This window comes from Aeromonas sp. 55A, from assembly GCF_051919665.1.
Classification (GTDB): Bacteria; Pseudomonadota; Gammaproteobacteria; order Enterobacterales; family Aeromonadaceae; genus Aeromonas; species Aeromonas veronii.
Window position 1 is genome coordinate 2,933,071 of record NZ_JBQBEH010000008.1, and the last position, 11,414, is coordinate 2,944,484.

Consider the following 11,414-nt stretch of genomic DNA (forward strand, 5'->3'; position numbering starts at 1 on the left):
ACCGGTGCGCAGCCCGCAGGCTGCATCCAACATCTCTCGTACCCGCGGGCGATGGCCTGCAGGTGCGCTGTTTATTCGGCGCCGCTACTGAGGCGGCGCAGCATCACCAGTTTATTGTCCTTGCCCCGCTGGAACAGAGTTTCTAGCCAGGCCCGGTTGTCGCCGACCTCGGCCACGACTCGGGCTTCGAAGAAGTCGCTTTTCACCACCAACGCATCTTTCAGCCCTTTCACCGAATCGACCGGAGCGAGCATGTCTGTCATCAGCTTGCTCTCTTTCCACCCCTTCTGTGGCCGCTCGTTCAGCACCCGCTTGGCGTCATCCACCCCGATAGTACCCAGATAGAGGGCGACCAGCAGCTCGGGGCGCTGGGGGGCAAGGGTATTGATATTGATCTTCAACTTGTCGTTGGGCAGGGTGCAGACATAGGGGGCCAGTTTGGCATAGACCCTGGCCGTCACCCCGCGCACCGCCCTCAGCTCGTCCTTGCCCAGCATCCACTGGTTGGCGGTCAGATAGGGTGGCTTGAGACCCTCGTAATAGGCGTCCTCTGCACCAAGGCTGGAGACCAGCACCGTATCCTTGTCGGTCCAGTCACGGATGGCATCGGTGAGCTGGGCCGCCTCGTAATCATCCATCGCCAGCTGCTTGAGCAGTTCGCGAAACACTTGCACCGGATAGGGCTGCTGCGCCAGCTCCTCGCCGCTCCCCGCCTTGGAGGCCACGCTCAGGCTGTTGAGGTTGAAGCAGGATTGCAGGTCGGTCACCTCGCCCTTGAGCTGGCCATCGTCCACCGGAAATACAGTGTTCTTGCGGGCCCAGTTCTGGCTGAGGTTGACCACCTCGGGGTTGTCCTTGAAATCCTGCGTCAGCACCTTGCTCACCAGCGCTTCTGCCGAGAGGGCATACCACCACGCCTGTTTGCCTGTGGTGATGTTGGCGGTGCGGCGCAGCTCAAGCTGCAGGCGGCCGCTCATATTGCTGGCGATGATCACCATCACCGAGAGGATCAGCAGCACCACCAGCAACGCCATGCCGCGCTGGTGACCGGGGGCGGCGAGATTAGCCCGCATTGGCGCCCCCTCCGTTCTGGCTGTCACCATTACCGCCATTGGCATTGGCAGTGCCGTTGTTGTTGCCACCTTGGTCGGGGTTGCTGCTCTGGCTGTTCTCTTCGGCGCGCTGGCCACCGGCACCAATCAGGAACTGGCGGCGAATGGTGCCGTAATCTTCCAGATCCAGCTCCACTGCCAGCCCGTGGGGCAGCACGCTGCGCTGGGTCCACTCCTCCTTCCAGTTGCCCTTGTCGAAGAAGTAGAGGCGAAACGCCGTGACCCCTGTCAGCACTGGCTGGATGCGCGGCTCGGTGCCGATCACCGGATCCGGATAGAGGTAGCTCAGGCGCTCCAGCTTCTGATCCTTGAGGCGCCAGCCGACCCGTTGCAGATGGGAGCGGGGCAGCATGCCGTCCGGGTTGAGCCAGCCGCTGCGCATAAAGGCCATGCCCCAGTCATCGCTCTGCTGGCCGAACCGGGAGGCCGCCAGCAGCACCTTGTTGTTCTCTCCCTCGATGCGGCCGCTGCGCGGCACCATCTGGGTGACGTCTCGCTCCAGCAGGGTGAAGGCGAGCTGCAATTCGTTGAGGCGAGCCTCCTTGCGCTTGGCCACCTCGTCGCTGGTGAGCACCCCCTGCAGCACCTGATAGGCGCCCATGCTGAGAGTGGCGAAGATGGCGATCGCCACCAGCATTTCGAGCAGGGTGAAACCGGCATGGCTGACGGGGTGAGGCGTGCGGGCGGAGTGCTGGGTCATCGGCTGATATAGGTCCGCATCATGGCGACCGGGTTCTCGGCTTTGGCCTCGGTACGCACTTCCATATCGAGCGCCCGGAAGTTGTTGTCGGCGGTGGCGACGCCGCGATAGCGCCAGTACCAGGTGCTGCCCGCCATCTGCTCATCCCCTTCCACCCAGCTGTCTCCGGGCCACTTGTTCTCGAGCTTCTGTTGCACCAGCTGGTTCTCTACCACCCAGGTGGCGAGTGTCTTCTGTTCCAGATAGTTGAGGGCCGAGAGGTGTTCGCTGGCGGTTTTCATTACCGCGAGACCCGCGATGGCAAAGACCGCCAGCGCCACCATCACTTCGAGTAAGGTCATGCCGCGGGCGTTCATTCGCTCACCTCTTCCTCTTCATCGCCGGTGAGCAGGGTGAGGCGGCCGAACTCGTACCCCTTGACAATGCGGGTGTAGCGGGCATCCTCATCCTGCTGGGTGAAGGTGAGCACGAACGGGCTCAGCTCGCCGCCCGGGAAGATCAGTAGCTGCGGCGTGCGCTCCTTCTCGTCGCGCTTCTGTTCGGTTTTCTCGTCGGGATCGGGCTGCCAGCCAAAGCCTTCCAGCTCCAGTGCCAGCGTCATGTTCTCGGCCAGTTGCACCGGCCCAAGTTGCTTGTCGCCAGTCAGGGCCAGCCACTTGCGATCTTTGGCCTGACGCTGCATAAACTGCCAGCCGTTATCCTCGATGCGAATGCCTACCAGCCGACCATCCATCACCGCATACTCCTGCGCCAGCTGCAGCGTCGCCATCAGGCGACGCGCCTGCTTGTCCAGCTCCCTATCTCCTCTGGCGCCTCCCATGCTGAGAGTGACGGCGGTGGCCACCAGCCCCATCAGCATGGCGACCAGCAACACTTCCAGCAGAGTAAAGCCGGATTGGCGACGAGCAGATGGCGCAGCCTTCATTCAGGCTGCTCCAGCAAGGCGGAGTGAATGCGCTGGCGACATATCACTTATTGGAAATCCTTCAGGTTCCAGTTGCCGATGTCGTCATCGGTACCGGCTTCGCCATCCAGACCCATGGAGAAGATGTCGATCTTGCCGAACTGGCCCGGGCTCAGCAGCTGGTACGGGTTGCCCCAGGGATCTTGCGGCAGGCGCTTGATGTAGCCGCCATCGCGGTAGCTGCGCGGCGCCGGATCGATTGAGGGCTTTGTCACCAGCGCGTCCAGACCCTGTTCTGTGGTCGGGTAGCGGTTGTTGTCCAGCTTGTACATGTCGAGGGCATTTTCCAGCGCCACGATATCGGAGACCGCTTTCTGCTGGTCAGCTTTCTCCTTGTTGCCCATCAGATTGGGCACCACCAGACTGGCCAGAATGCCGAGGATCACGATGACTACCATGACTTCCAGCAGGGTAAAACCGGATTGACGACGTTTGTTCATGAGTTGCTCCGTAACGAATGAGATGGGATAGCCCATCAGAGAGTGATCACTGGGTGGGTTCGACGGGCCGCCAGCGGGGCTATCGAACGCCGGAAACTTACATATTCACCATGTTGTTGAGCTCGAGGATCGGCTGCAGGATCGACATCACGATAAACAGCACCACCCCGGCCATGGAGACCACCAGCATGGGTTCGAACACCCCGAGGGCGATATTGACCTGGGATTCAAACTCCCGATCCTGGTTGTCTGCAGCCCGCTCCAGCATGCTGTCGAGCTCGCCGCTCTGCTCGCCGGAGGCGATCATGTGCAGCATCATGGGCGGGAAAATCTTGGTCTCGGTCAGCGACTTGCGCAGACTGGTCCCCTCGCGCACCCGTTCGGCGGCCTCGAGAATACGCATTCTGGCAAAGTCGTTGGAGAGCACTTCGCCGGAGATCTTCATCCCCTCCAACAGCGGCACCGCACTGGCATTGAGGATGCTTAACGTGCGGGCGAAGCGGGCGGTGTTGAGACCGCGACTGACCCGGCCAATCACCGGCAGGCCGAGCAGCACCTGATGCCAGCGTCGGCGGCGCTTCTCGTCGGTGAGCCACCAGCGCCAGACAAAGCAGCCCAGGAAGATCAGCAGCAGGAACCAGAGGCCGTAGGCCTGCATCAGTTCGCTGGTGCCGATGAGAAAGCGGGTGGTGCCCGGCAGCTGCTGGCCCATGTGTTCAAACTGGGCCACTACCTTGGGTACCACGGCGGTAAGCAGGATCGAGATAACCCCAATGGCGACGCAGGTGAGCACGATGGGGTAGATCATCGCCTGCAGCAGCTTGGTGCGCATGTGCTGGCGCTGCTCGGTGTAGTCGGCGAGGCGGTTGAGCACCTTCTCCAGATGGCCCGATTTTTCACCGGCCGCCACCATGGAGCGAAACAGCTGGTCAAATACATGGGGAAAGGCCCCCAGCGAGTCGGCCAGCGAATAGCCTTCCACTACCTTGCTGCGCACGGTGGCCACCAGAGAGCGCAAGTGAGCTTTTTCGCACTGCTCGGCCACCGCCTTGAGGGCCTCTTCGATGGTGAGGCCGGCACCGACCAGAGTGGCCAGCTGGCGAGTGATCAGGGCCAGCTCGGCTGTGCTGGCGCCACGCCGAAACAGGGCGAAGCGGGTCGCCTCCCGTTTCGCCTTCTCGGTGGTCTCGTTTACCTCGAGGGGAGTGAGCCCCTGCTCGCGCAGCAGCTGGCGCACCTGACGGGCCGAGTCACCCTCCATCACGCCGCTCTTGCTACGCCCCTTGTTGTCGAGGGCCTTGTATTCGAATGCCGCCATCTCAATCTTCCCGGGTCACGCGCAGTACCTCTTCGAGGCTGGTCTGCCCTTTGAGCACCTTGTCGATACCGTCGCGGCGGATGCTGGGGGTATGGCCGCGGATCAGCCGTTCAATGGCCATCTCGCCGCTGGCGCCGTGAATGGCTTCACGCACCGCCTCGTCCACCACCACCAGTTCGTGGATGCCGGTCCGGCCACGATAGCCGGTGTGGTTGCACTGTTCGCAGCCGACCGGGCGCCACACCTGCTGATCAGGTTCCAGTGTGATACCCATTGCAAGTCGCTCCTGCTCGGTGGCCGGACGCGAGGCGCGGCAATCGGGGCAGAGGGTACGCACCAGCCGCTGGGCCAGCACCGCCAGCAAGGACGAGGAGAGCAGGAAGGGCTCGATCCCCATGTCCCGCATCCGGGTGATGGCGCCGATGGCGGTGTTGGTGTGCAGGGTCGACATTACCAGGTGACCGGTGAGGGAGGCCTGTACCGCGATCTGGGCGGTCTCGAGGTCACGAATTTCCCCCACCATCACTACGTCCGGATCCTGGCGCAGAATGGCGCGCAGACCGCGGGCGAAGGTCATGTCCACCTTGCTGTTGACCTGGGTCTGGCCCACCCCTTCGAGGTCATATTCGATGGGGTCTTCCACCGTTAGGATGTTGCGATCCCGCGAGTTGATTTCTGACAGCGCCGCATAGAGGGTGGTGGATTTACCGGAACCGGTCGGGCCGGTGACCAGAATGATGCCGTGGGGCTTGCGGATAAGCTCGCTGATGATGCTGCGGTTGGCCGCGGTCATCCCCAGCTGCTTGAGCTCGAGGCGCACGTTGTTCTTGTCCAAGAGACGCAATACCACCCGCTCGCCGTAGCTGGACGGCATGGTGGAGACCCGCACGTCGACGGCGCGGCCGCCGATACGCAACGAGATACGGCCATCCTGCGGTACCCGCTTCTCGGCAATATCCATCCGCGACATCACCTTGATCCGCGAGACCAGCAGTGATGCCAGCTTGCGATGGGGGCGCAGGATCTCCCGCAGTACCCCATCGATACGAAAACGGATCACTAGTGCCCGCTCGAAGGTCTCGATATGGATATCGGAGGCCTCCTCCTTGATCGCCTCGCTCAACATGGCGTTGATGAGGCGAATGATGGGGGCGTCGTCATCGGCATCCAGCAGATCTTCGCTTTGCGGCAGCTCTTCGGCCAGGGCGAAGAAGTCCATCTCGTTGCCGAGATCTTCCATCAGCTGGCGCGCCTCGGAGGAGTCGCGCTGATAGTGGGCCATCAGCAGCTCTTCGAAGGCCTCGTTGTCGAGCTGCTCCACCGCGAAGCTGCAACCCGCGACCCGCCGCACTTCCAGCAGGGCCTGCGGGGTGACGCCGGGGCGGCACTGCAGCACGGGAGCGCCGTCCCGCTCAATCAAGATCACCCCGAAATTGCGGGCAAAGACAAAGGGGAGCTCGGGCAGTGGCGCAGGCCCGACGCTTCCATCCAGATGGTAGGCACTCATCAGGGCTTACTCTGCACAAACGGGGTGGTGGTCTCGACAGTGCTTTGCTGTCTGCTCCGCATCTCGTTGATCTGCTTCTGGATCTCTTTTTGCAGCTCGGGCGACACCATCACATCCTGGCCATAGGCAGGCAATACCTGACGGGCGGGGGAGGTGAGATACCCCTCCTGCGAAGCGGCATTGAGCTGCTCGGCGCGGAACAGGGAGTACTTGTTGCTGGAGACACCGGTATAGACGTCCGCATCACGCAAGATGGTTGGCCGGATAAAGACCATCAGGTTGCGCTTGGAGGTGGTGTTGGAGGTAGAGCGGAACAGATAACCCAGCACCGGGATATCGCCCAGCAAGGGCACCTTGGAGACCTGCTCCTTGGTCTGTTCGTCCATCAAACCGCCCAGTACCACAGTTTCGCCGCTTTTGACCAGCACCGCATTCTTGACGGTACGGGTATCGAAAGTGGGGCCAAGGTTGGCAGTACCGGTCGCCTGGGTCTGGGCGACGCTGGAGACCTCCTGCTCGATATTGAGCAGCACCGAATCCCCTTCGTTGATCTGCGGGGTCACCACCAGCTTGGTGCCCACCGTCTTGCGCTCGATGGTGTTGAACACCTGATCGCTGGTGGTGGAGCTTTGCGAACCGCTCTGGACCGGGACCTCCTGACCGACGTTGAAGGAGGCCTCCTTGTTGTCCATGGTGACGATACTCGGGGTGGAGAGAATATCGTTCTTGGTATTGGAGGCCAGCGCCGTGGCCAGCATGGCCCAGTCGCCGTGATAGAAACCGGCGGCCATGCCGTTGAACTCTTTCAGCAGACCGGCAGCGGTGTCGGTCTTGCCATTCTGGTAATCCTTGCCCGCCGCAATGGCGCTGCCGAGAGGCAGACCTGAGTTGGTGAACTGGGTGCCACCGCCGTTGGCATTGCCCCACTGGACGCCAAGGCTGAGGCCGTCGCCATCCTGCATCTCAACGATGATCGCCTCCACCAGCACCTGGGCGCGGCGGATATCGAGCTTGGCCACCACCTGCTCCAGTTCGGACATCACGTCCGGCTGGGCGGTGATGACCAGCGCATTGGTGGTCTCGTCGGCTGAGATGGCCAGCTTGCCACCGCCGATGCTGGCGCCGCCGCCCTTCTTGTCGGCCTCGATGCTGGAGCTGACCCCCTTGAGCACCTCGACCATGTCTTTGGCCTTGCCATATTTGAGGTAGAAGACCCGGGTGTTGCCCTGGCTCTGCAGGTCGCGGTCGAGCTGGCGCACCATCTGGATGATGCGGGCGCGCGCTTTCGGCTCACCACTCACCACCACAGAGTTGGTGCGCTCGTCGGCCACCACCTTGGGGGAGAGCAGCAGGGAGGCGGTGCCGCCCTGGGGGTTGCCATCCTTGTTGAGGTTGGTCACCAGCCGCACCATTTCCCCCGCCGAGGCGAACTTGAGCTTGATGATGTCTACATCCTGATCGCCTGCGCGGTCGACCCGGTTCACCACCTCCACCAGCCGGTTGACCACGGCGGCGCGGCCGGTGATCAGCAGCACGTTGGAGGGCTCGTAGTGCACCACGTTGCCACCACCGGCGTTGTCATTGAGCTGGCGCAGCAACGGCGCCAGTTCACGGACCGAGACGTTGCGCACCGGCACTACTCTAGTCACCATCTCGTCGCCCATGCCCGGGTTGCTGCCATCCACCACCGGAATGGCGGAGGTCTTGGCATCCCGCGAGCGCAGCACCTTGAGCACTCCGTTGTCCATCGGCACCACGGCAAAGCCGTAGACGTCGAGCACGCTCAGGAAGAACTGGTAGTACTGCTCCTCATTGAGCAGGTCGTAGCTGCGCACGTTGATCTTGCCGCGCACCGAGGGCTCTATGATGATGGTTTTATTGAGGTTCTTGCCCACCGTATTGATGAACTCTTCAATGTCGGCGTTCTTGAAACTGGCAGAGTATTCGGTGGCCCAGGCTGAGCCCGCCATCATCAGTGCCGCTGCGATAGTGGCCAGACGCCAGCATTTCCCTTTAGTGGTCATTATTGGTACGACTCCAAATCATTATTCTGACAAGCGCACATAGATGTCGAACTGTTCGCCCTGTCGCTCGACGGTCACTGTCATTTCCGTTGCGCCAGCCATCTGCTGCATCGCCTGCATGGCTTGCATGTTGTCCCGTAAATCCAGCCCGTTGATGCTGATGGCCAGGTCATTGGCCTGCAGCCCGCTCTGGTTGAAAAACTCAGGATTGCTGCCCGGATTGAGGCGATAGCCGGTCATGCGGCCATCCACCTGAACCGGTGAAATATTGAGGTAATCGGTGATCTTGCCCGGATCGGCCATCAGCTCGCTGCGCAGGGAGCCAAGGGGAGCGGTGTTGGTCTGCGGCAGCGGCTTGCCATACTCCTCGCCATCCAGCATCAGGGTCTCGTCGCGGCCATCCCGCTCGATGATCACCCGATCCGGATAGACCTGCCGGATCCGCGCCTGGGTGCCGTCAATCATGTCACCGACCCCGTAGGAGTTCTGGATGCCGGACATGGCGATGATGGCGATGGATTTGGCGGGATCTGAGCTTGCCAACACTCCGTTGAGCTGGGCATTGAGCTGGGTACGCGGCGCATTGGCGGCCACGGCGGCTTTGGCCTGTGCCTTGGGGATCGCCTTGCCAAACAGCGCCAGTCGGCTTACCTCGCCCAGTTCAAGGCGCGGGTTGCTCTGGCCGTTGACCGCCACTGCGGAGGGTTGCCACGGTTGGCTGGTTTGCGGGCTTGCCAGGGTGAGCAGACGCCAGGTGAGGGCGGCGCTCTGCTGGGCCAGCATGATCAGCAGCGCCAGAAAGGCCACCTGGGTGACTCTGGTCATGGGAAGCCGCCGGCACTGGGCCAGCAGCATGGTCAAAATGTCATCCCTGAATCGTAGCGTCATATTAATCAACAAATTCCAGGCTCTGGGGCGGCTGCGTATTGTGTACGGCCGGTGGCTGTGACACAACGGGTCGGGGCGCGCCAAACCGTAAAAATGGATATTTCATCACACCGTAAACCTTTGAATGCTCACAAAAGTGGCACTCAGGTGAGGTGCATCCTGCTTGCCAGCGAATATCAGGGTACGGTGCGTACTCACCCTCGCCAATCCTGCAGCGCCTTGAGGGTCACGCTCTGTCCGGCGACCTGCAGCACTATGTATTGCTGGTCGATGGTGGCGAGCACGACTCCCGGGGCGATTTCGCTCCCCTCCCGGTATTCCCGGCCATTGAGCACCACGGCGCGCTTGGCGGGGTTGGAGGAGAATACATGAGAGCCATAGCTCAATTGCGGGACCTGCTGGCGCACCGATTGGGGTGCCGAGCCCAGCGCCATCAACTGGGCTGGTTGCACGTTGTCCTGGCCGGTGGCGTGTGGCGTCTCCTGCAATGGGGTTTCATTGAGGGCTTTCATCAGCTGCTCGGCCAGACTCAGCGCGGGGGTATTCCCCTGACTGGTCCCCTCGTCTTTGGCCACTGCTCTGGGTTGTACCACCGGCTCCGGCAGGGGCGGGGGTAGCGGACGGGTGGCCATTGCCTTGGGTTCGACCCGCACGAAGGGTGGAGTGATCACCTCTTTCACCTCCACCTTCTCCTCGATGGGGCGCAGGTGGATCAGATGCCAGCCATAGTTGGCGCCCGCCCCCAGCAACAGGGCCAGGGGTGCCAGCAGCCAGCCGATGCGGCGTGGGCTGCGCTCCTCTTCCCGGGGCATGGGCAAGCCCATGGCCGGAATATGGGCGGAGAGTTGCGGTTGCTGCGCACGGCGCAGCGCCTTGAGCAGGGTTGACATCAGGAGGCCTCCTCCAGTCTGGGCATGGGTTCACCGGAGAGGGCGTTGAGACGCAGCAGGGTGTTGCTGCCCGCGATGCCATCAGGGGTGAGCCCCTGATCCCGCTGGAACTGCTGCAGCTTGTTTTTGAGCTCGCCATCGAAACGGCGCACCTTGCGCTCGGGTTGTTGCAGCGCACGGCTGAGGGCGTTGTCGAGCCACTGGATCTGGGTCTGACCGGCATTGCTGGCGATCAGGCTGACGCCCCCTTTCGGCATGCGCCAGAGCAGGGTGTAGCTGCCGCCCCAGTTGTCGCTGAGCCACTGGCGATCCACCTGCCAGCTCTGGTCACCTATCATCAGGCTGGCCTTGTTCGGCCCCAGATTGACCAAGGTTGCGTAGTAGAGGCCGCCAGTCTGGTCAGTGAGCGTGATCATGGCGGGATACTGCAGGGCGCGCAGCTCGTCAAGGCTTGCCTCTCCCTCCTGACAGCGCAGACCGGCACGGGGTGCGTTGTCACAGGTTGCCTCGAACGGTTCCGGTTCATAACCCCAGACCCGATAGAGATTCTGCATGGCGCTGTCGGGGTCGATGGCCTGATTGATCGCCTCGGTCAGCTGCTCCTGCTGCTCGGCGGTCTCGTCGATGGTGACCGGCACCTCGACCTTGACTACGGGACGGGTGGGGAACACGCCGAAAAATTGCCAGCCCCACCAGCCTGCGGCCACCAGCAGGGCGCCCGCCAGCGTCACCATCAGACCGGAGGCCCAGCTTCCTTCGTCCCGCACGCCATTGACCTCGAAGGCTGCCTGGCTGATATCGCTGTGGACAATCTTGTAGCTGCCACGGGCGAAGGCGGCGATCAGGGCGCGGTCGCAGATGAGGTTGATGAAACGGGGGATGCCGCCACTCAGGCGATGAAGCGTCTTGATGGCGCGCGGGGTGAAGATGGGTTGTACGCAGCCTGCAACTTGCAGCCGGAAGCGGACGTAGGCATCCACATCGCTGTGAGAGAGCGGCAGCAGGTGATAGCGGGCGGTAATGCGCTGGGCCAGCTGACGCAGCAGGGGTTGGCGCAGCATCTGTTGCAGCTCGGGCTGACCGATCAGCACTACTTGCAGCAGTTTTCGTTCGTCGGTTTCGAGGTTGGTGAGCAGACGCAGCTGCTCCAGTACGCCGGGCAGCAGGTGCTGCGCCTCATCCACCAGTACCACGCTGCGCTTGCCTGCCGCCAGGTTGGCCAGCAGGTGATCGCGAATAAGGTCGAACAGCCGCTTGATCCCGGCATCTTCGGGATAGGGGAGTTGAAACTCGTCGCAGATGGCAGCCAGCAGATCCCGTTCGGTCAGGGAGGGGTTGAGGATATAGGCGATCTCGGTCTCGGCGGGCAGCTGTTGCAGCAGGCAGCGGGAGACGGTGGTCTTGCCGGTGCCCACTTCGCCGGTCAGCAGCACAAAGCCGCCGCCATCCTGCAATCCATAGTTGAGATGAGCAAGGGCTTCGCCGTGGCGCTCGCTCATATAGAGGTACTTGGGATTGGGCGAGATGGAAAACGGGTGTTCCGAGAGGCCGAAGAACTGTGTGTACATGAG

At 62.2% G+C, this 11,414-nt stretch carries 11 protein-coding genes; all 11 read right to left on the reverse strand.

What is annotated here, in order from left to right; all coding sequences use genetic code 11:
* Nucleotides 1-71 precede the first annotated feature (71 nt).
* The 11 genes from exeK to ACTG2G_RS17725 all read right to left on the reverse strand — a co-directional run bounded on the left by exeK (nucleotide 72) and on the right by ACTG2G_RS17725 (nucleotide 11,411).
* A complete protein-coding gene (exeK, locus tag ACTG2G_RS17675; protein ID WP_439985701.1) occupies nucleotides 72-1,073 on the reverse strand; it encodes a GspK family T2SS minor pseudopilin variant ExeK in 1,002 nt (333 codons plus the stop codon).
* Nucleotides 1,063-1,812, reverse strand: a complete 750-nt coding sequence (gene gspJ, locus ACTG2G_RS17680) for a type II secretion system minor pseudopilin GspJ (protein ID WP_439985702.1) — start codon at nucleotides 1,810-1,812, stop codon at nucleotides 1,063-1,065. The genes exeK and gspJ overlap by 11 nt, the downstream gene beginning before the upstream one ends.
* Complete coding sequence (gene exeI, locus ACTG2G_RS17685; protein WP_005338301.1) at nucleotides 1,809-2,168, reverse strand: GspI family T2SS minor pseudopilin variant ExeI; 360 nt, start codon at nucleotides 2,166-2,168, stop codon at nucleotides 1,809-1,811. The genes gspJ and exeI overlap by 4 nt, the downstream gene beginning before the upstream one ends.
* Nucleotides 2,165-2,737, reverse strand: coding sequence for a GspH family T2SS minor pseudopilin variant ExeH (gene exeH, locus ACTG2G_RS17690; protein WP_439985703.1), 573 nt, complete (start codon nucleotides 2,735-2,737; stop codon nucleotides 2,165-2,167). The genes exeI and exeH overlap by 4 nt, the downstream gene beginning before the upstream one ends.
* Before the next feature lie 47 nt (nucleotides 2,738-2,784).
* Nucleotides 2,785-3,216, reverse strand: a complete 432-nt coding sequence (gene exeG, locus ACTG2G_RS17695; RefSeq protein WP_005338297.1) for a GspG family T2SS major pseudopilin variant ExeG — start codon at nucleotides 3,214-3,216, stop codon at nucleotides 2,785-2,787.
* Between the two features lie 97 nt (nucleotides 3,217-3,313).
* Nucleotides 3,314-4,534, reverse strand: coding sequence for a GspF family T2SS innner membrane protein variant ExeF (exeF, locus tag ACTG2G_RS17700; RefSeq protein ID WP_202000670.1), 1,221 nt, complete (start codon nucleotides 4,532-4,534; stop codon nucleotides 3,314-3,316).
* Nucleotide 4,535: 1 nt separating this feature from the next.
* The gene (exeE, locus tag ACTG2G_RS17705) at nucleotides 4,536-6,041 is read right to left on the reverse strand and encodes a GspE family T2SS ATPase variant ExeE (protein ID WP_439985704.1); all 1,506 of its coding nucleotides are present in this window, start codon (nucleotides 6,039-6,041) and stop codon (nucleotides 4,536-4,538) included.
* Nucleotides 6,041-8,065: a GspD family T2SS secretin variant ExeD gene (gene exeD / locus ACTG2G_RS17710; protein WP_439985705.1), complete on the reverse strand. Its 2,025-nt coding sequence runs from the start codon at nucleotides 8,063-8,065 to the stop codon at nucleotides 6,041-6,043. The genes exeE and exeD overlap by 1 nt, the downstream gene beginning before the upstream one ends.
* Nucleotides 8,066-8,086: 21 nt before the next feature.
* Nucleotides 8,087-8,920: a GspC family type II secretion system variant ExeC gene (gene exeC, locus ACTG2G_RS17715; protein ID WP_129504515.1), complete on the reverse strand. Its 834-nt coding sequence runs from the start codon at nucleotides 8,918-8,920 to the stop codon at nucleotides 8,087-8,089.
* Nucleotides 8,921-9,147: 227 nt separating this feature from the next.
* A complete protein-coding gene (exeB, locus tag ACTG2G_RS17720) occupies nucleotides 9,148-9,843 on the reverse strand; it encodes a GspB family T2SS assembly factor variant ExeB (RefSeq protein ID WP_439985706.1) in 696 nt (231 codons plus the stop codon).
* Nucleotides 9,843-11,411 (reverse strand): ExeA family protein, encoded by a 1,569-nt coding sequence (locus ACTG2G_RS17725; protein WP_040065846.1) that lies wholly within the window; start codon nucleotides 11,409-11,411, stop codon nucleotides 9,843-9,845. The genes exeB and ACTG2G_RS17725 overlap by 1 nt, the downstream gene beginning before the upstream one ends.
* Between the last annotated feature and the right edge of the window lie 3 nt (nucleotides 11,412-11,414).